The sequence below is a fragment of the Actinospica sp. genome, assembly GCF_035552695.1.
Lineage (GTDB): Bacteria > Actinomycetota > Actinomycetes > Streptomycetales > Catenulisporaceae > Actinospica.
On the sequence record NZ_DASZKT010000273.1, the window covers coordinates 40,329 to 59,946 of the forward strand.

Genomic DNA, 19,618 nt, shown 5'->3' on the forward strand with positions numbered 1-19,618 from the left:
CACTCCCGCGCTCGCCAACTCAGCGCACAGAGGCCGTGCCGCCGTGCGGAACGTCGGGTCCGACCGTGCGTCCGACAGCGCGTTCGACACGGCGTCCAGCGGCCAACCTGCGCCGCTGCGCATACATGAGACCGCGGGCCGCCTCAGCGCCGATCTCGCGCAGCGTCCGTGCCTGCGCGCGCGTGTCGAGTCGTCCAGTCGCGGTCGAGACCGACAGCGCGGCCACGGCTCTTCCGCCGTAACCGACGATCGGCACCGCGACGCAACTGAGCCCCGCGGTCGCCTCCTCGTCGTCGTACGCGACACCTTCCTCGCGGACGCGGGCGATCTCTTCCGCAAGAAGCAGGGGGTCGACGATCGTCGTCGGGGTCAACCGGCGCAACGGCCCTTCCAGGATCCGATCGAGAGCGGCCGGGTCGTGGGCGAGCAGCGCCTTGCCGACCGCCGTGCAGTAGGCGGGCACCCGCGCCCCGATGCGCGAAGGGGAGCGCACCTGGCGGTGTCCGTAGAGCTTGGAGAGGTACACCACGTCGGTGCCGTGCAGGGCCGCGAGGTGCACGGTTTCGCGGGTGCTCTCGTACAGGTCGATCACGTAAGGGGTCAGCGAGTCCCGGATCCAGTCGTGGTCCGCCACGTACGCGTCACGCCCGAGTTCGTGCAGGCGTTGCCCGAGGCGGTACTTGCGCTCGACCTTCTCGACGACGCCGCTGCGTTCGAGCGCGCTCAGCAGCCGGAACGCCGTCGACTTGCTCAGCTCGGCCCGCCGCGCGAGTTCGCTCACGCCGATCCCGCTCGTCTGCCCGCCGAAGCAGGTCAGCAGGGTCATCGCCTTCTCCACCGCGGCGCGATCGTCGCGGACGATCCGGACCGTGTCCAGTGTGGTCGTACTCATGCCAGCTCCCGGGCAACCAGTCAGCTCCGACTCGGCTATAAGTGACAGGTTGTCCTGTAGAATTGACGCACGTCAAGATGGACGAACCGTCAATTAAAAGTGACGAGGTCATGGACCACAACGAACTCGTGGCGCGCAACGTCCGCCGGTACCGGCGGGAGCGCAACCTCTCCCTCGGGGAGCTCGCGCGCAGATCCGGGCTCTCCAAGCAGACCCTCTCGGTGCTGGAGGGCGGCGGCGGCAACCCCACGGTGGAGACCCTCGCCTCGCTCAGCACCGCGCTCGACATCCCGCCGCGCCGGCTGCTGACCGAGTGGGGGAGCCCCGTCTACGTCCAGCGCGCCGCCGAGGCCGACTGGACCGCGCACGACGGCCTGTCGGACCGGCTGCTCGACCTGACCTTCGGCTCGGGCTACGTACGCACCTTCGTCCTGACGCTCGAGAAGGCGACCGGGGAGACCGGCCCGGCGCCCGCGCATTCCACCGGCGCGCTGCACCATCTCTACGTCTTCTCCGGCAAGCTGCGCACCGGTCCGGTCGACGACCAGGTCGACCTCGCCGCCGGCGACTTCGTCCGGTTCCCGGCCGACGTGCCGCACCGGCACATCTGCCTGTCCGACCGCGTCGTCGCCCACGTGGTCACGACGATCCCGCAGCCGCACCAGTTCGGCGCGGCGGCATCAGTTGTGCAGTGAAAGCCCGTTGATGAGGATCTCGGTGACGTTCTCGGCGTACACGCGCACGTGCGCCTCGTCGGTCGAGGCCATCTCCGGGTTCATCAGCGAGACCATGCCGATCTGGCCGTAGGGCGCCGATCCGCCCGAGGTGAGCAGGAAGTAGAACACGTCGTACGGCATGTTCTTGATGCGCCCCTGGTCGCGCAGTTGCTCGAAGACCGGCATGAAGCGCGAGCGCGTGGGCCCGATGTACTGGTGGTAGAGGTATTCGAGGCGGTCGGTCACGGTCGAGCTCTCCACCATGACCAGGCGGGCGAGGTAGGGGCGGGTGGCGGAGTACTCGATGAAGTTGCGGATCAGCATCCGCAGACGCACCATCGGATCCGCGGACTCGTCGTCCCCGGCGTCCACGTGTGCGACCAGCGGCGCGAAGGCCCAGTCCACCGCGGCGCGCCAGAGGTTCGCCTTCGATCCGAAGCGCTGGTAGAGCAGGTTGCGGCTGGCGCCGAGCTCGTCGTTGACCGAGCGCAGCGAGACCCCGTTGTACCCGTGCACCGAGAACGCCTCGATCGCCACGGCCATCGCGTGGTCGGTCGGGGCGACTTCGGCGTCCTTGCGCGGGCGCCCGCGCGGGCGAGTGGTCGGCGGGGGCGCGGTCTCGGACATGTCTTTCAGCCTATCGGTGCAGCCCGCCCGGGCCCGCGCTCGGTGGCGGCGGGCCGGGCGGAGGCGTGCGTGCTCGGCGGTGCGGGGTCGGTCGGGGTGCGGGTCATCCGTTGCCGGTCATCGGGTCAGCTTGTCCACGGGGGTGAACTTCGCCTCGCCGCCTTCGAGATTCTTGGCGAGGAACTCGTGCCGGTAGCGGCGGTGGGCCTGGTCGATCCGCCCGGCCACGCCCGGCACGGTGCGCCGCAGCGCCTCACGGGTCAGGTTCGGCAGCACCCTGGCCAGCGGGGCGAGGCGCCACAGCCCCGGATCGGCAAGACCCGTCTCCGCGAAGCTCTCCTTGCCCAGGTAGAAGCGGGCGTGGCCCATCTGCGCCCGGTAGTTGAGGTTGCCGTAGACCCGGCGGAGCCCGGCCGCGTCCTGCGCGGGCCGGAAGGTGTCCATGAACGAGCTGCACAGCTGCCGGGAGTCCGCGCTCGGGTTCGGCGGCTCGGCCAGCGAGATCAGCAGCTGTGCCTGGAAGGCCTCGGTCACGGTCTCCGGATACCACGGCGCCTCGGCACCCATCAGATATCCGACGTAGCGCCAGTGGTGCATCATCGCGGCGATGTCGTCGTCGCTGGGCAGGTAGCCGACGAGCTTGAGCTGCATCCCGGGGGCGAAGGAGCTCAGCAGCAGGGTGCCGAGCATCGCGAACTGGCTGATCGGCGTGCCCAGGCGCGGGCGGTCCCATTCGGCGTGCGGAAGCAGGGTGTTGCGGATGATCGAGTGCAGCGTGCGCACGAGGATCGCGGACCGTCGACCGGCCCCGCCCGGGCGCATGGCGTTCGGCTCGGTGGTGTCCGTCCACAGCCGGCAGGTCTCCAGGAAGCGGCCGAACGCCGATCCGCCGGTGTACGCGCCGGTCAGGGCGAGGGGCTTGGCGATGGTCTCCAGGCCGTAGCCGTTGAACGTGACCATGCCGAAGTACGGGTAGAGCTCCTTGCCGTAGCGCCGGAAGACCTCGGCGCCGTGCTCCACCTTCGCCCAGTCGACCCAGTCGGGGTCGGTGTTGATCTGCGCGAACATCGCCACGAGCTCGGGGGAGGGGTCTTCGACGCTCTCGATGCCGCCGGTCAGGGCCAGCTCCACGTTCTTGCGGGCCCTCGACCGTCCGCCGCGCTCGGCGAAAGCGGCCGCGATGTACGCGTCGCCGAGCCGGTCGCCGGTGTTCATCGCGCGGCCGAAGGACGCGGCGAGCTCGTCGGAGACCTCCAGGCGGGTCTTCGCGGCGCGCTCGAGGCGCTTCTTGAGCGCCTGCCCCTGCGGGGTGCCGATCGCCCGGAAGTACGAGAAGCACTCCGGGATGGCCACGTCGCTCTGCTGAGTCGTCGTCATCGGTGTCACCTCAATCTGATCGTTGCTAGTTCGGCCGCCACCTCGGCGGCGACGCGGTTGGCTTCGTGTTCGTCCGCCAGGAACTCGTCCCTGCGCAGCACGGCTCTGAGGAACGTCGGGCCGCGCAGGTCCCGTCGTGGCGGACCGATCAGGACATGCGTGTGCGCGCAGCCTTCGCCCAGCGAGTAGGTGTAAATCCGCTGAGCCCCGCTGACCTTGGCGATGGCGGCGCTGAGCCGGACGCACAGCGGGCCGAGTTCGGCGGCCTCGTCCTCGTCCAGGAGCGCGAGGCCTTCGGTGTGCCGCAGCGTCTGCACCGCGAGCCAGCCGGGAATCGCCATCGCGGGGTGCGTGGACACGCCCCAGCTCCCTGTGCGCAGCACCCAGCCGGGGTCTTCGGCGTCGAGCGTTGACGCCCGTTGGCACAGCACGCAATCGGCGGCAGGCGTCTCGACCTCGGCAGTCATGAGCCGTCCTTCTGCCCAGCGATCGTGCTGGTCAGGCTGCCGATGTGCTCGATGGTCACAGTCACCGCGTCACCCGGCGCGAGGAATCTGCCCTCCGCGACGCCGGTGCCGCCCGGCGTGCCGGTGAGGATGACATCGCCGGGCTCCAACGTCAGCAGGGAGCTGAGATACGCGACGAGCCGCGGGACCGGGAAGATGAGCTCCGCGGTCGTCGAGCGCTGCCGGAGGACGCCGTTGACCTCGGTGGTGATGCCGAGCGCGGGCTGGTGCCGCAGCTCGCCGGCGGTCAGCAGCGCGGGCCCGAGCGGCTTGAACCCGTCGAAGCCCTTCGCGAGGGCCGGACTGGGCATCGGGACCGCGGGGTTCTCGCCTGCCTGCACGTCGCGGGCGGAGAGGTCGTTGGCCACGGTGCCGCCGGCGATGTGATCCCAGGCCTCTGCTTCGGGGATGTCATGCCCGGCGCGTCCGATCACGATGGCGAGTTCGCCTTCGTAGTCGACTCGATCCGGTGCGATCCGCGGCAGGTGCACCCGGGCTTCCGGCGCGGCGACGGCGGAGCCCGGTACCAGGTGGAAGCGGGGCAGCGTGGGCAGCGCGCTGCCGATCTCTGCCGCGTGGTCCCGGTAGTTCAGGCCGATAATGATGACTTTTCCGGGTCGACGCACCGGAGGCTCGATGACAGTGTCCTGCCAAGCGATTTCCTTGCGGGCCGGAGAGCTTTCGAGCTCTGACAGGCGCCCACAGCGGATCAGTTCGTCCAGCGTGCCGCGGTGCTCCAGGAGCAGCAGGCCGCCCTGCGTGTCGACGCGTGCGATTCCGTCAGCGGTCTGCGCGAGGAGCATGGTCGCCGCCTCCCGTCCGTCCGGTCACCTGGTCGACGAGCGCGCCGGGGTCTGCCGGGGCATTCGGGCCGCGCCAGGCGACGATGCCGTCCGGGCGGATGAGCGCGAGGGCGCAGTCGTAGAGGCCGCGAACGTCATCGGCACCGGCCCACTCCAGGTCCAGAGGGATGCCTCGATCGCGGAACGCTTGAGCCAGCGGGTCGCCGTCCGCCGCGGTTTCGAAGTGCAGCAGAGTGAATCGCCCCCGGAAGAGGTCGAGAACGGAGCGCCTGTCGGCCAGTCGCGCATGCGGGGCGCGTCGGCCCGGACGTGCGCTGGGGACGTAGCGTTCCGGGTCGTTCTCGGTCGCAGGCGTGTCGTCGGCGACGATCAGTTGTGAGTGGGCGTAGTCGATGCCGAGCTGCGCACCCAGGGAACGCCACTCACCGGCCCTCGTGTCCGCGATCCGCTTGCCCGCCAACGCCCGAGCCTCGGTCTCGGCCGGATCGTCCAGCGTCGGGTCGGGCAGGATCGCGTTGTCCGCGCGGTAGTTGTGCCAGGCGCGGCGCACCATGCGTTCGGCGTGCGGGCGGCGCTCGTCGGTGTAGCTGTCGAGCAGTGCGTCCGGCGCCCAGCCGCGCAGCACGGCCTCCAGCTTCCACCCGAGGTTCGCCACGTCGCCGAGGCCGGTGTTCATGCCGTGCCCACCCGAGGGCCACATCCGGTGCGCGGCGTCGCCCGCCAGAAGTACGTGCCCTGATCTGAAGGACGCGGCCACCACCGCGTCGCCGTTCCACGCCCGCGCGTCGAGGATCTCGACCGCCTCGACTCCGCAGCGGAGCGCGGCGGTGATGCTCGCCCGTGTCTCGTCGGCGCCGGGGTTCTCGCCGTCAGCCAGCGGATAGGTGACGCGCCACAGGTCGTGCCCGTCGAGCGAGCCGAAGATCATGCGACGCGGGTTGAGCAGGTAGTACTGCACGGCCGGGGCGTGCGGGATGCGCCGGCGAAGTCCGGGCAGGCGCACGAAGGCGCCCTGCCAGCGCGCCCGCGCATCCGCGGACTCCCGCAGCGATTCGATGCCGAGAGCCTTGCGGATCGGCGAGGCCGCGCCGTCGCACGCCACCAAGTACCTTGCGCGAACAGTCCGATGGCCGTGCTCGGCCGAGCTCAGGCGCACGGTCACGCCGTCCGCAAAATCCTCGAAGCCCGCGCAAGCCCACTGATAGCGCAGATCCACAGTGCTCTCGGCTGCGGCGCGCGCCCGAAGCGCCGGGTCGAACCAGAACTTCGGCCACCACACCCCGCCCTCGGGGCTGAGCCCGCGGGTCGTCTCGCGACGGTCGGCGTTGGCGGGGCGGGTAAAGCGGGCGAGTTCGAAGGTTGTCATGCTGGACACGAAGCTGATGTCACGCGGCGCGTCGGCGGGAAAGCCGCTGCGCTCGACGGCGTCGGCGATTGCCCAGCGGCGCAGTAGTTCCATGGACGCGGCATCCACCGACTCGGCGGTCGGGTAGCGCACCATGCCGTCCTCGCGTTCGACGAGCAGGACCGAGAGACGCCGGGCGCCGAGTTCGATCGCGGTCGCCAGGCCCACCGGGCCGCCGCCGACGATGACCGCGTCGTACGCGCTTGATTCGATGTCGCCGGTCGGCCCCGGCGCTGAGGAGATCATCATCGTTCCCAGATCAGTTCATTGAGGTTCCCGCCTGCGCGTCCGGCCGCGACCAGCCGCTCCGGGTCGAGTGGGAAACCGTTGGGGTTTCTCTTGAATTCGTCGGTCGCCATGAACCGGCGCAGTCCCTCGCGCGAGGTGAAGTTCAGCGACGACAGTTCGAGGCGGTTCCCGTCGGGGTCCAGGTAGTAGAAGCTCGTGCCGGGTCCGTGGTTGGACGCCTCGACGGGCCGGCATCCGTGCTCCTGCAGCCGGGCGTAGAGGCCGACGAGGGCTTCGATGCTCGGTACGCGCAGCTGGAAGTGGTGCAGTCCGCGCGAGGCGGGGCCGTCGCCCACGTCCTTGCACTCGAATACTGCGATGCGCTCGGTGTAGGGCGGGTCGAAGTAGAAGTCGAAGAAGCAGATGCGGCTCGGCTCGTCGGGCTCCGGTGACGGCGGCGGCGTCATCTCCACGCTGCGCGGCTGGTCCAGGAGCAGGGAGTAGAAGTCACAGAGACGGTCATAGTCGGTTGTGCGCAGCACGACCTCGGACAGTCTGATTCCTGACATGGCTGTCGTTCCCTTTCAGTGCAGCAGGACCGCTTTGACGCTCGCGCCCGAGCGGGTGTCCTTGACGGCTTGGCTGATCTCGGCGAGCGGATACGTCCGGATCATCGCCTCGAGCGGGAAGCGGCCCTGGGCGTGCAGGTCGAGAATGCGCGGAACGAGCACGGCCGGGGCCTGGTGCCCGACGATGGAGCCGGTGACGCTGCGTCCCGACAGCAGGGCGAACGCATCCGTCCGCACCTCGGCGCCGGGCGCGACGCCGAGGATCGCCGCGTGTCCGAGCGGCGCGAGCGCGGCAACGGCCTGGGCCATCACCGCGGGCACGCCGGTGGACTCGACGCTGAACTCGACGCCGTGCCCCGCGGTCAGTTCCCTGACCCGGTCCACGCCGTCGGTTTCTGAGGCGTCGAACAGGTCGGTGGCGCCGAGCTTCGAGGCGAGTTCGAGCCTCCCGGGATGCACGTCGCCGACGATGATCCGGGCGGCGCCCACGGCCGCGGCCGCCATGACCGCGCTCAGGCCCACGGCTCCGGCGCCGAAGACCGCGACCGTGCTGCCCGGCGTCACGCGCAGCACGTTCCACACCGCCCCGGCGCCCGTGATCACGCCGCAGCCCAGCGGGGCGAGCAACTCGTCGGCCGGGCCGGAATCCGGCAGCCTGATCAGGCTGCCGGGACGGCACAGGCCGTAGCCGGCGAACGAGGACTGGCCGAAGAAATGGTCGTGCACCGGCTGACCGGCACCGTCACGCAGCCCGGTGGAGCCGTCCGCGCGCTGGGCGGCGAAGTTGAGCGGGAAGTGCGAGGGGCAGTACGCGGGCAAGCCGCTCAGGCAGTTGCGGCAACTGCCGCAGAAGCCGAAGCTGGCCACGACGCGCTCGCCCACGTCGAACCCTGAGACCGCCGACCCGACCGCCTCGACGACCCCGGCGCCCTCGTGCCCGGCGACGACGGGTAGCGGGGTCGGCATCCGTCCGGCCGCCACCTCCAGATCTGTATGGCACAGGCCCGCCGCGGTGAACCGGACGAGCACCTCGTCCGGACGGGGATCCTCGATCGCGAGGTCTTCGAGCTCGAACTGTTCGTCGCCGCCGCGGCACACGGCCGCTGGAACCAGGTTCATGGAAATGCCCCTCTCGTCAGCGCAGCGTGATCGGCTCGAGGCCCGGAAAGTGCGGTCCAGCCAGCGGCGTGCGCGCGGCGCGCAGGCGCTCGGCCCACCGGGTGCGGGCGTCGGTCGCGGCCTGCGGGTCCCAGTCGAATCCGCACCGCCAGTGCGGGTTGGCCGCGGCCTCCGGGTGATGGAAGAGGTCGCCGACCAGCGCGAGGCTCTCGCCGCCCGATTCGATCAGCGCGACGGCAGAGCCCGGAGTGTGGCCGGGCGTGTGGATCAGGCGCAGCCAGTCGAAGAGCGCGGCTTCCGGGCCGTCCCAGAGGACCGCGGCCTCGCTGCACGGGGCGACCTTGCGCCGCACCGCCGCGTCCGCGTCCCCGTCGACGAAGTGCTTCCAGTCGGCGGCGTGGATGTGGTGGCGGGCGTCGGGGAACGTGGCGCGCCCGGCAGTGGACGCCCAGCCGACGTGGTCGATGTGCAGGTGTGTCAGGACCACGTCGGTCACCGAGTCCAGCGGACAGCCCAACTCCTCGAGCTGGACCGGGAGCAGTTCGCGCACCTCCGGCGGCGCACCGCCGGGCACCAGTTCGGGCGAGACGCCGCCGCCGAGGTCGAACAGGACGCGGTGGCCCTGGGCGTCGTCGGCCAGGAAGCCCCCGAACGGAACCAGCAGCATCCCCGCGTCATCCAGCGCTCGCGGCACCCCGCGCCAGACCGAGACCGGAACCTCCGGGTACAGCAGTTCCGGTGGCAGTGGGATGACCCCGTCGAACACGGAGTGCACGGCCACATCGCCTATCCGCATGGGAACCCTCCATTGGGTCGACGGCGCGGCGGGGGCCGGCCGTGTTTCCTCCGACGGTAGGACTTAAAATGTCAGTAGTCAATTTACTGGCTGGCCTTCATTGCCGGAAGAAGTGGCGATCCGTCCGTTAAATTGACTCTCGACAACTTGAGGACTAGCGTCGATCACGACGCGATCGCGAAGGAGAACGAGATGCCCACAGGCCGCATCGACATCCACACGCACGGCATGTCCGCCGAGGCCGGCGCGGCCGTGCTGGCGCACGGCGCAATCAAGATCACCGGGGGGTACAAGATCTCGGTCCTGTGGACGCCCGAGGCCGCGCTCGAGTACATGGACCGCCAGCAGATCTCAGCGCAGGTCATCTCCATGCCGAGATCCTTCGCCGGAGACGACGAGGACCCCGATTTCGGTACCCGGGTGTGCCGCCTGATCAACGAGGGGCACGCCAAGGTGATCGCCGACCACCCGGGCCGCTTCGGTGCCTTCGCCACCCTTCCCGCGGACGGCCCGGAGCAGGCTCTCGCGGAACTCGCCTACGCCCTCGACGAACTCCACCTGGACGGCGTGGCGCTCACTTCGAACACCCTCGGGCACTATTTCGGCGACCCGTTCCTCGAGCCGGTGCTCGCCGAGCTGGAGCGGCGGCAGACGCCGGTCTTCGTGCACCCGGAGGACTGCCCGCACATCGACGTGCTCGGATTCGGCCGCCCCAGCTCCATCGTCGAGTTCCCCTTCGACACCGCGCGCACCATCACCAACGGCCTGTACACCGGCCTGTTCCAGCGGCTGCCCCGGCTGCGCCTGATCCTCGCGCACTGCGGCGGCGCGCTGCCGACCCTCGGCTGGCGGATCGGCGAGCACACCGTCATGGGACGCGGGCCCGAGGACGCGGAGATCGACCCCGACCACGTCGCGGGCGTACTGCGCGGCCTCTACTACGAGACCGCGCTCGCGGGCAGTCGCAACTCCCTGCTGCCCACTCTCGAGGTGACCAGCCCGGACCACATCCTGTTCGGCACCGACTGGCCCGCCGCCCCGGAAGCCACCGTCGTACGCAACATCGCGAACCTCACCTCCTTCGACGGCTTCACCGAGAAGGAGCTGCGCGGCGTCGAGCGCGACAATGCACTTACTCTCTTCCCCCGCTTCGCCTGACGAGGGGAGCCGTCTGCGATAGCGAGTGCTGGTCAGGGATTCATCTGGGGCAGGCGGTCGCGGATGGCCGTTCGATCGCGTTGACCGCCGACGAAGTCGCCGCGATCACCGCCATCACCCCCGAGGGCTGAGTACGGATCCCCTTGCGGGGAGCGGGAACGTCGGATATCTCAGCCTAGGAATTCGGCCGGCGGTCGACTGCTTCGGCGGCGGGCAGGCCCCCGGCGAACTGGTGCTGGAGCCGCTCGCCCTCAATGTCGGGGTCGGGCACGTACTTGGCGAACCACTGCGCGTGGTACCAGATCTTCGAGCGCACGATCGCCATCACCGCCGGCACCAGCGTGAGCCGCACGACGAACGCGTCGAGGAAGACACCGGCGGCGAAGCTGAAGCCGATCGCCTTGATGGTCGGATCGTTGTTGATCAGGAAGGCGACGAAGATGAAGAACATGATCAGCGCGGCGGCGGTGACGACGCGCGCGGAGAAGCCGGTGCCGCGCTCGACCGCGCCGACCGCGTCCCCGGACTTGGTGTACTCCTCCTTGATCCGGGAGACGACGAAGACCTCGTAGTCGCTGGAGAGCCCGAAGATGATCGCCAGCATGATGATCGGCAGGAAGCTGATCGTCTCGCTCGGGGTGATGTTGAACAGGCTCTTCGCCCAACCCCACTGGAAGACCGCGACCTGGAGGCCGAGCGCCGCGCTGACCGAGAGCAGGAACCCGATGATCGACTTGATGGGTACCAGGATCGTGCGGAACGCGAAGGTCAGCAGGAGGAACGCGAGGCCGACCACGACGATCAGGAAGATCGGCAGCGCGCTCGAGAGCTTGCTGGAGACGTCGATGTTGGACGCGGTGGTGCCGCCGACGAGCACGTCGACGCCGGTGGCCCCGGCGATCGTGGCGCGGTCGTCGCGGATGCGGTTGACCAGGTCGGCGGTGGCCGGGTCGTTCGGCCCGGTGGTGGGGATCACCCGGAAGACCGCGCTGGTGCCCTGCTGGACCGTCAGGCTGACGGTCTCCACGCCGGGCACGGCGGCCAGGCGCCTGTCGATCTGCCGGGCGGTCGCCGGGCTGTCGACGCCGTCGGCCAGGATGAGCAGCGCGCCGTTGAAGCCGGGGCCGAAGCTCGCCGTCGTCAGGTCGTAGGCGCGGCGCGAGGTGTCCGAGGTCGGTTTGGAGGCGCCGCTGGGCAGGCCGAGGTGCATCTTGGTGGCCGGCAGGGCGAGCACCACGAGCAGCGCCACGCCGCCGACCAGGAACGGCAGGCGCATCCGGACGACTAGCCTGGCCCAGCGGGCGCCGAAAGTCAGCTGAGGCTCGGTGGCGGCGGTCACGGCGACCCGCTCGGGGTGGCCGCGGCGCAGCGGCGAGTTGATGAACTTCGTGATCTTCTCTCCGGCGAAACCGAGCATCGCCGGCAGCAGGGTGAGCGCGATCAACAGCGCGATGAGCACCGCGGCCGCCGCGGCGAGCCCCATGACGGTCAGGAACGGGATGCCGACCACCGAAAGGCCGCAGAGCGCGATGATCACGGTGAGGGCGGCGAAGACGACCGAGCTGCCGGACGTGCCCGCGGCCAGCGTCGCGGAGTCCTCCACGCTCAGGCCGGTCAGCAGGTTATTGCGATGCCGGGCGAGGATGAACACGCCGTAGTCGATGCCGCAGGACAACCCGAGCATCAGGGCCACGGTGGTGGAGGCGGAGGCGATGTTCACCACGGAGGCCAGCGCCGTCACGCCCATCAATGTGATGATCACGCCGATGATCGCGTTCAGGATCGGCAGTCCGGCGGCGATCAGGGCGCCGAAGGCGATCGTCAGGATGAGGAACGCGAGGATGATGCCGATCAGCTCGGGCAGCTCCGAGGGGGTCAGCCGCCAGCCCGGGTAGACGCTGCCGGAGTACTCGACCTCGACGCCGGCGCGCTGCGCGGGGGCGACGGCGGTCTGCATCGCGTTCAGGTTCGCGTCCGTGACGTCCGCCGCCGCGGCACCCCACTGCACCTGGCCCAGGGCCACGCGGTGGTCCGGAGAGACGGCGCCTATCGCGAAGGGGTCGGAGACCGACACCACCTGCGGCACGGTCTTGATCCTGGCCAGCGCGGCCTCCACGCCCGCCTTGTCGGCCGCGTCGCCGATGTTCCCGCCCGCCGGAGCCGCGAAGACCACCTGGGTCTGGCCGCCGGCGAGCGCGGGCACCTTCTGCTTGAGCAGGTCGGCCACGTGCTGGGACTCGGTGCCCGGAATGGTGAAGTTGTCGTTGGTCTTCCCGCCGCTGGCGATGCCCAGCGTGATCGCCGCGATCGCCGCGACGAGCCAGATCGCCAGCACCAGCCGGCGGTGCCGGAACGAGGCACGGGCGAGCTTGAACACGTACACCGACATGGTGGCCTACCCCGGCAGATTCTCGCGGGCCAGGAGCTGATCACCCGGCCCTGAACGCTCGTCGTTTCCCCACCGTCACATCCCGCCCGTCGTCCCGCACCCCGGGAGCGGCCGCCGCCGACCGGACGGCGTAGCCCACGAACACGCGTGGGCAGAGCCAACCCACGATGACGCTCCGTTGACCATTTCGCGACTCCCCGCGATCGACTTGACGGGTCCGAGGCAGCCACCTAGTCTCGATATCGCATAGCGATACAGAATCATCTCGCATAGCGAGGCAGGAACGGATGGCCGTGAACGGTCGGCCGTCCCGCCGAGAACGAGGAGAAGCCATGGAATACGTAAGGCCGGTCGAATTCGAGTCCGCGGAGATCCCCGGGGAGAAGGGCTACAAGGGCAAGATCCTCTATTCGGGCGAGACCTGCGCCCTGATCGCGACGATCGTGCCGCCCGGCGTGCGCGGGCCCGCGAACCACACGCATCCCGTGGATCAGCTCTACTTCATCACCGAAGGCGAGGTGACGATCCAGCTGGGCAAGGAGGTGCACCGGGCCCCCGCCGGATCAGCGGTGTTCATACCGGCCGGGGTCCCGCACCACAACTGGAACGAGGGGACCGAGCAGGAGGTGCACCTGGAGGTGCTCGCGCCCGGCAACGCCGGAATCCGTCCGGGCCTCGTGTTCACCGAGTCGGACGACGCGCTCGGCCTGCCGTACAGCGTGGTCACGCCCTCCGCGGACCTGATTCAGACCCTTGAGGGCGGAATGACCGTCACCCCGCTGCTCGGACACGAGGGCGTCCTCGGGCGGGGGCAGGAGCGCGCCTCGAAGAACGCGCTCGTCTACCTCGCCGGCCTGCCCGCGGGGGCGGCCGGCCCGAGCCTGCACACGCACAGGTTCGACCAGTTCTACCTGGTGCTCGAAGGAACGCTCGGCGTGCAGGTCGGGCTCAAGGAATTCACCGTCGGTCCGAAGCACCTCGTCGTGCTGCCGGCCGGTGTTCCGCACCGGCAGTGGAACGCGGGGCAGGACGTCGAGCGGCACCTGACGATCCTCACGCCTCCGCCGGAGGACCGCAGCACCGAGGAAGACCCCTGGGACCTCCCCGTCGAGCTGCGCGCGGCGCCCTACGAGACGCACCTCGCCCTGTGAACGCACCCCAAGTAGAGTCCCGAAGCCCACGGAGGCACATCATGAGCACCCTTATTCGCGCCTGGTCCGAGGGCGCCGCCGGCCTCGGTGCCTGGACGACGCTGAACTCCCCGGTCGTCGCCGAGAGCCTCGCCCTGGTCGGGCACGACTACGTCTGCCTCGACCAGCAGCACGGAGTCCTCGATGACGGCACTCTGGTCGCGAGCCTGATCGCCGTCGCCTCAGGCGGAGCGGCGCCCCTCGTCCGTGTCGCCGCCAACGAGCCGAGTGTCATCGGCAAGGCCCTCGATGCCGGTGCCGAGGGCGTCATCGTCCCGCTCGTCAACGACCGGCAGGATGCCGAACGGGCCGTCATGTCCTGCAACTATCCGCCGGTCGGCGACCGGAGCATCGGCCCCATCCGCATCGCCGGAGCCGGCAGGGGACGGCCGCCCATGCCCGTCAAGGCCGCGTGCATCGTGATGGCGGAGAGCTCCGCGGCCGTCGCGAACATCGACGAGATCTGCTCGGTGCCGGGAATCGACGCCGTCTACGTCGGCCCGGCCGATCTCGCGGCCAGCCTCGGCGTCCCGCCGACCCTCGGCGTGGCACCCGGTGTGCATGCGGAAGCGATCGCCGAGATCCTTGCCGCCTGCGCGCGGCACGACCTCGTCGCCGGAATCCACTGCGGAAGCACGAAGCAGGTCCTCGAATGCGCCGAGCTGGGATTTCGGATGATCACCATCTCGACTGATACGCAGCTGCTCACGGCCGCGGCGACCAGTCGATTCGCGGAAGTGAACGAAGGAATGGCCCATCATGGATGACTACGAGAAGTCGCGTTATCGGGGGTTCGGGCCCGTCACCGGGCTGCCGATCGAGCACGGCATGATGAATTTCTCGGCCTTTCCGCCGGATCTCGTGGCGGAGATCCAGGGCCTGTTCCCGCGCGTGGTCGAGACGGCGAAGGAGCCGTTCGTCGGCATCACCACGGACGGGAACGTCGTACCCGATCTGTTCGCCCTCAAGGACACCGGCTGGGATCCGGAGCACGCGACGCGGGCGGCGACGGCCTTCCTCGACAGCCTCAGCCCCGCGCAGCGCGACGACGTCCTCTTCGCGGTCGACGCGGATGAATGGCGCATGTGGATCAATGCGTTTCCAACATGGAATCCGCACGGCCTGCGTCTGGAAGACCTCGACCCCACACAGCGGGACCGTGCGCTCGCGATCGTCGAGGCGTCCTTGTCCGCGACCGGCTTCTCCGACGCCCGCACGGCGATGAAGCTCAACGCCGCGCTAGGCGAGCTGATCGACCAGTATCGTGACACCCTCACCGAGTACTGCTATTCCTTCGCGCTGTTCGGCACCCCCTCGGCGACCGAGCCGTGGGGATGGCAGCTGTGGGGGCATCACCTGGACGTGCACTGCTTCATCGTCGGCCGGCAGATGGTCCTCACGCCGACCTTCATGGGTGCCGAGCCCATCGAGGCCGACCGTGGCACGCACAAGGGCCTGCGGCTCTTCGACGAGCAGCGGGCGGCCGGACTCGACCTGCGCCGGAGCCTGCGCCCCGAACAGGCACGTCAGGCTGTGCTTTACGAGTCGATCCGGGTGGAGGATCTCCCCGCCGAACTCGCCGGCCCGGCCGACGGCAGGCACCTGGGCGGCGCAGCGCAGGACAACCGCGTCATCCCCTACGCGGGACTTCCGGCCCGCGAACTGGCCGCCGGGCAACAGGAGTCGCTGCTCCGGCTGGTGAAGACCTACGCGCGGCGACTCCCGGACGGCCCCGCCGCCGCCTTCATGGAAGGCGTCGAGCGTCATCTCGCCGACACACACGTCGCCTGGATCGGCGGAAGCGGCGAAGAGGACGCCTTCTACTACCGCGTCCACAGCCCCGTCGTGCTGATCGAATACGACTGCCACCAGGGCGTGTTCCTGGACAACCAGGAACCCGAACCATTCCATGTACACACCATCGTGCGCACCCCCAACGGCGGCGACTACGGACGCGATCTGCTAGGCCGCCACCTTGCCCAGCACCATTCACAGCAGCGCCCCGGGCGCTGACCGCCGCTCGCCCGCTGGAGGACCAACGCATGGCGCAACTTCGTATCGGAGTGCTCGGCGCAGCCCGGATCGCACCGACGGCGTTGATCAAACCCGCGGCGGGCGTGCCGGAGGTCACGGTCGCGGCGATCGCGGCACGTGATCCGCAGCGGGCTCGCCGCTTCGCGGCCAAGCACCGCATCGCCACAGTCCACGACTCCTACCAGGCGGTGCTGGACGACCCGGACATCGACGCGGTCTACAACCCGCTTCCCAACGCGCTGCACGCGCCGTGGACACTCAAGGCGATCGCCGCCGGCAAACACGTGCTCTGCGAGAAGCCGTTCACGTCCAACGCCGTCGAGGCTCGGACGGTGGCCGAGGCCGCCGCCGCGTCCGGACTCGTCGTCATGGAGGCGTTCCACTACCGGCACCATCCGCTGGCCTCCCGGATGCGGGAGATCTGCGCCAGTGGCGAACTGGGCACGATCGGCTCCATCGACGTCGCGATGTGCTTCCCGCTTCCCAGGTTCAGCGATATCCGCTACAGCTATCCGCTCGGCGGCGGCGCGATGATGGACGCGGGCTGTTACACCGTCAACTGTCTGAGACTGCTCGGCGACGGACTGCTCGGCGACGGACAACCCGAGGTGGTCTCGGCCCAGGCCACGCGGCACAGTCCGCTGATCGATCGGGCGATGACAGCGCAGCTGCGCTTTCCGGACGGGGCCGAGGGCCGGATCACCGCGTCCATGTGGTCCCGCAAGCTGCTCGCCATCAGCGCGCGCGTGGTAGGAGACCAGGGCGAACTCAGAGTGCTCAACTTCGTCGCCCCGCATATCTACCACCGTATGACAATCAAAACCGCCTCCGGCACTTTCCACGAGAAAGTCAGAGGTGAGCACAGCTACACCTACCAACTGCGAGCCTTCGCCGACGCGGTGCTGCACGGCGGTCCCGTGCTGCCATCGGCCGACGACGCGGTAGTCACCATGGGCCTGATCGACGACGTCTACCGCGCCGCCGACATGCCCGTACGCGGGGAGTCCTGACGCCCCACATGCGGTGGGGAAGGCGGCGGTATATGTATGTTCCAGGGGGCACGGAAGGAGTCGGCAGTGGGCAGCAATGTGGCAGACGTCGTGGTCGCGACCCTCGAGGCCTCCGGGGTTGAGCGGGTGTTCGGCCTGCCCGGCGACTCGCTCAACGGGTTCACCGACGCGCTGCGCCGCAGCGGCCGTATCAGCTGGGAGCACGTGCGGCACGAGGAGGCCGCGGCTTTCGCGGCGGCCGCCGAGGCCGCGCTGACCGATCGCCTGGCCGTGTGCGCCGGCAGCTGCGGACCGGGAAACCTGCACCTGATCAACGGGCTGTTCGACGCGCAGCGCAGCGGCGTTCCGGTGCTCGCGATCGCCGCGCAGATCCCCGCCGAGGAGATCGGCGGCCAGTACTTCCAGGAGACCCACCCCCAGCAGCTGTTCGGGGAGTGCAGCGTCTACTGCGAACTGGCCGCCACCGCGGAGCAGGTGCCGCGGCTCGTCGAGATGGCGATGCGCGCCGCGCTCGAACAGGGCGGCGTCGGCGTCGTGGTGATTCCCGGCGAGATGCTCCTGGCCGCGGCGCCCAAGGACGCCAAGCCCGTGTCCATCACGAAGGCACCGAGCCACGTGCGTCCCGATGACGCGTCGCTCGAAGCGGCCGCACAGGTGCTTGCCGGGGCGAGCGCGGTGACCATCCTGGCCGGCGCCGGATGCGCGGGCGCGCACGACGAGCTGCTCGAGTTCGCCGGGGCGCTCAAGGCGCCGATCGTGCACGCGTTCCGGGGCAAAGAGTTCGTCGAGTACGACAATCCCTATGACGTCGGAATGACAGGTCTGATCGGATTCAGCTCCGGCTACCGCGCGATGGAGCACTGCGACGCGCTCGTCATGCTCGGCACCGACTTCCCCTACCGGCAGTTCTATCCCGAGAACGTGCCCGTGATCCAGGTCGACATACGCGGCGAACGCATCGGGCGACGCACCCCGGTCAAGGTCCCGCTCGTCGGTACGGTCAAGGACACCCTCGCCGCGCTGCTGCCGCGGCTCCAGCCCAAGTCCGACTCGAGCCACCTCGATCGCATGACCGCCCACTACCGGCGCGTGCGTGCCCGGCTGGACCGGCTGGCCAAGGCCGGCGGGGCAGAGGCGATGCATCCGCAGTACGTCGGCGCCACCGTCGACCGGCTCGCCGCCGAGGACGCGGTGTTCACCGTCGACGTCGGCACGCCCTGCATCTGGGCCGCCCGCTACGTGCACATGAACGGCCGCCGCAGGCTCGTCGGTTCGTTCAACCACGGCACCATGGCCAACGCGCTGCCGCACGCCATCGGCGCTCAGGCGGCCTTCCCCGACCGGCAGGTGATCGCTCTGGCGGGCGACGGCGGACTGGCGATGCTGCTCGGCGAGCTGCTCACCCTCCGCCAGATGCGTCTGCCGGTCAAGGTCGTGGTGTTCAACAACGGAGCGCTCTCCTTCGTCGAACTGGAGATGAAGGCCGCCGGGATCGTGACCTTCGGCACTGATCTGCTCGACCCGGACTTCGCCGGCATCGCCGAGGCCGCCGGGATCAAGGGCTTCCGCGTCACCGGGGCTGACCAGCTCGAAGAGGCCCTGGGCGCCGCGTTCAAGCACGACGGACCCGCGCTTCTCGACGTGCGCGTCGCCCGCCACGAGCTCTCGCTGCCGCCGAAGCTCAGCTACGGCCAGATCAAGGGTTTCACTCTGTACGCCACCAGGACCATCCTGTCGGGGCAGGCGGACGAGGTGCTCGAGCTCACCAAGACCAACCTGCACCAACTCGAAGGTGAGTGAGCAGGCCGCGGGACGTGCTCGACCGTCCGAGGCCGACTGTCATCGCGGATCCCCAACTGCCAAGATGGGGGTGTGAGCGATTCGACGGAAGGGCTGCGAGTTGACGAGGCCCTTGTGAGTGGTGAGCTGGGAGTGGCGGTGGACTCGGGCGCTGCCGAGCGCCCGGCGGGGGTACAGCCGATCCAGGCGATTCAAAAGGCCGTAGCGGTGCTGAACCTGTTCACCTCGCAGGAGCCGGAGCTCACTCTCGCCGAGATCGCGGACCGGCTCGGCATGTCCCGGGCGACCACCTACCGGTACCTGATGACGCTGCGGGGCACGAACCTGCTCGCCTACGACGCGACGAGGGGGGTGTACGCCCTCGGCGTCAAGACGCTGGACTACGCCGAGGTGATACGGGACACGGCGAAGTTCACCAGCGCGTTCGTCCAGCGTGCGGAGCCGGTGCTGAGGCGGCTGTCCGAGGAGACCGACCACACCGCCGTCGCATCGGTGTGGAGCGGCGACAGCCCCGTGCTGGTGCGCGTGGGCACCCATGTACGCCGCATGGTCGTGATCGCGATGCCGCTCTACTCCTGCCTGCCTGTCTTCGACTCGGCGCAAGGGCGCGTCTTTCTGGCGTTCTCCGCCGAGGCGCGACGCATGCACGCCTCCGATCCCCGCTTCCGCGAACTCGAATCCGAGCTCGAACGCGTGCACCGGGAGGGGTTCGCGTCGCACGACGTGTCGGCGGAGGGCGGCATGACCACGCTGGCGGTTCCGGTCCTTGTCGACGACACGCTGGTCGGTGTGATCGCGTCACTGGTATTCAATCCGGTGATGCGGGAGTCGGAACGCGTGCTGATCCAGCAGGCCCTCAAGCGCGCCGCCGCCGAGCTGGCAGCCCGCGTCCGCGCCGAAAACGGCGAGCGGGCCTGAGCCGCAGCAGGACGAACGTGAGCCGTCTCCGCTGGTCGGGCGGCGCGTAAGCCGATCGAAAGGTGTCGCCTCCTAGCGTCG

General features: G+C 69.5%; 18 protein-coding genes. 8 read left to right on the forward strand and 10 right to left on the reverse strand.

The annotated features are described in order from the left end of the window. Window positions 1–19: 19 nt before the first annotated feature. Window positions 20–892, reverse strand: a complete 873-nt coding sequence (locus VG296_RS31050; RefSeq protein ID WP_325572072.1) for an IclR family transcriptional regulator — start codon at window positions 890–892, stop codon at window positions 20–22. 110 nt (window positions 893–1,002) lie between these two features. Here VG296_RS31050 and VG296_RS31055 point away from each other — a divergent pair, with 110 nt between their 5' ends. Next, complete coding sequence (locus VG296_RS31055; protein WP_325572073.1) at window positions 1,003–1,587, forward strand: XRE family transcriptional regulator; 585 nt, start codon at window positions 1,003–1,005, stop codon at window positions 1,585–1,587. Here the strand turns inward: VG296_RS31055 and VG296_RS31060 are convergent. The 8 genes from VG296_RS31060 to VG296_RS31095 all read right to left on the reverse strand — a co-directional run bounded on the left by VG296_RS31060 (window position 1,573) and on the right by VG296_RS31095 (window position 9,038). Further along, window positions 1,573–2,235, reverse strand: a complete 663-nt coding sequence (locus tag VG296_RS31060) for a TetR/AcrR family transcriptional regulator (RefSeq protein ID WP_325572074.1) — start codon at window positions 2,233–2,235, stop codon at window positions 1,573–1,575. The two genes, VG296_RS31055 and VG296_RS31060, sit on opposite strands and share 15 nt — an antisense overlap. A 117-nt stretch (window positions 2,236–2,352) precedes the next feature. Continuing rightward, window positions 2,353–3,612 (reverse strand): oxygenase MpaB family protein, encoded by a 1,260-nt coding sequence (locus VG296_RS31065; RefSeq protein ID WP_325572075.1) that lies wholly within the window; start codon window positions 3,610–3,612, stop codon window positions 2,353–2,355. A gap of 5 nt (window positions 3,613–3,617) precedes the next feature. Next, the gene (locus tag VG296_RS31070) at window positions 3,618–4,079 is read right to left on the reverse strand and encodes a hypothetical protein (protein ID WP_325572076.1); all 462 of its coding nucleotides are present in this window, start codon (window positions 4,077–4,079) and stop codon (window positions 3,618–3,620) included. Beyond that, window positions 4,076–4,921 (reverse strand): fumarylacetoacetate hydrolase family protein, encoded by an 846-nt coding sequence (locus tag VG296_RS31075; RefSeq protein ID WP_325572077.1) that lies wholly within the window; start codon window positions 4,919–4,921, stop codon window positions 4,076–4,078. The genes VG296_RS31070 and VG296_RS31075 overlap by 4 nt, the downstream gene beginning before the upstream one ends. Beyond that, complete coding sequence (locus VG296_RS31080; protein WP_325572078.1) at window positions 4,899–6,575, reverse strand: FAD-dependent oxidoreductase; 1,677 nt, start codon at window positions 6,573–6,575, stop codon at window positions 4,899–4,901. The genes VG296_RS31075 and VG296_RS31080 overlap by 23 nt, the downstream gene beginning before the upstream one ends. Next, entirely contained in the window at window positions 6,572–7,123 is a 552-nt protein-coding gene (locus VG296_RS31085) for a VOC family protein (RefSeq protein ID WP_325572079.1), read from the reverse strand. The genes VG296_RS31080 and VG296_RS31085 overlap by 4 nt, the downstream gene beginning before the upstream one ends. A gap of 15 nt (window positions 7,124–7,138) precedes the next feature. Beyond that, on the reverse strand, window positions 7,139–8,242 hold the full coding sequence (locus VG296_RS31090; RefSeq protein WP_325572080.1) for an NAD(P)-dependent alcohol dehydrogenase: 1,104 nt from the start codon (window positions 8,240–8,242) through the stop codon (window positions 7,139–7,141). 16 nt (window positions 8,243–8,258) lie between these two features. After that, on the reverse strand, window positions 8,259–9,038 hold the full coding sequence (locus tag VG296_RS31095; RefSeq protein WP_325572081.1) for an MBL fold metallo-hydrolase: 780 nt from the start codon (window positions 9,036–9,038) through the stop codon (window positions 8,259–8,261). A 192-nt stretch (window positions 9,039–9,230) separates the two neighbouring features. Here VG296_RS31095 and VG296_RS31100 point away from each other — a divergent pair, with 192 nt between their 5' ends. Continuing rightward, window positions 9,231–10,196 (forward strand): amidohydrolase family protein, encoded by a 966-nt coding sequence (locus tag VG296_RS31100; protein WP_325572082.1) that lies wholly within the window; start codon window positions 9,231–9,233, stop codon window positions 10,194–10,196. Window positions 10,197–10,371: 175 nt separating this feature from the next. Here VG296_RS31100 and VG296_RS31105 read toward each other — a convergent pair whose 3' ends face one another. Beyond that, window positions 10,372–12,585 carry an MMPL family transporter gene (locus tag VG296_RS31105; RefSeq protein WP_325572083.1) on the reverse strand — a complete coding sequence of 738 codons (2,214 nt, stop codon included), beginning with the start codon at window positions 12,583–12,585 and terminating at the stop codon, window positions 10,372–10,374. A gap of 332 nt (window positions 12,586–12,917) precedes the next feature. Here VG296_RS31105 and VG296_RS31110 point away from each other — a divergent pair, with 332 nt between their 5' ends. From VG296_RS31110 to VG296_RS31135, 6 genes are all read left to right on the forward strand, one after another. Continuing rightward, window positions 12,918–13,736 carry a cupin domain-containing protein gene (locus VG296_RS31110; protein ID WP_325572084.1) on the forward strand — a complete coding sequence of 273 codons (819 nt, stop codon included), beginning with the start codon at window positions 12,918–12,920 and terminating at the stop codon, window positions 13,734–13,736. Window positions 13,737–13,777: 41 nt separating this feature from the next. Then, window positions 13,778–14,542: an HpcH/HpaI aldolase family protein gene (locus VG296_RS31115; protein ID WP_325572085.1), complete on the forward strand. Its 765-nt coding sequence runs from the start codon at window positions 13,778–13,780 to the stop codon at window positions 14,540–14,542. Next, complete coding sequence (locus VG296_RS31120; protein WP_325572086.1) at window positions 14,535–15,788, forward strand: DUF3500 domain-containing protein; 1,254 nt, start codon at window positions 14,535–14,537, stop codon at window positions 15,786–15,788. Before VG296_RS31115 ends, VG296_RS31120 begins: the two co-directional genes overlap by 8 nt. Before the next feature lie 29 nt (window positions 15,789–15,817). Further along, complete coding sequence (locus VG296_RS31125; protein ID WP_325572087.1) at window positions 15,818–16,819, forward strand: Gfo/Idh/MocA family oxidoreductase; 1,002 nt, start codon at window positions 15,818–15,820, stop codon at window positions 16,817–16,819. A 36-nt stretch (window positions 16,820–16,855) separates the two neighbouring features. Beyond that, on the forward strand, window positions 16,856–18,619 hold the full coding sequence (poxB, locus tag VG296_RS31130) for a ubiquinone-dependent pyruvate dehydrogenase (protein ID WP_349259765.1): 1,764 nt from the start codon (window positions 16,856–16,858) through the stop codon (window positions 18,617–18,619). Between the two features lie 114 nt (window positions 18,620–18,733). Then, complete coding sequence (locus tag VG296_RS31135; protein ID WP_325572089.1) at window positions 18,734–19,537, forward strand: IclR family transcriptional regulator; 804 nt, start codon at window positions 18,734–18,736, stop codon at window positions 19,535–19,537. Window positions 19,538–19,618 lie beyond the last annotated feature (81 nt).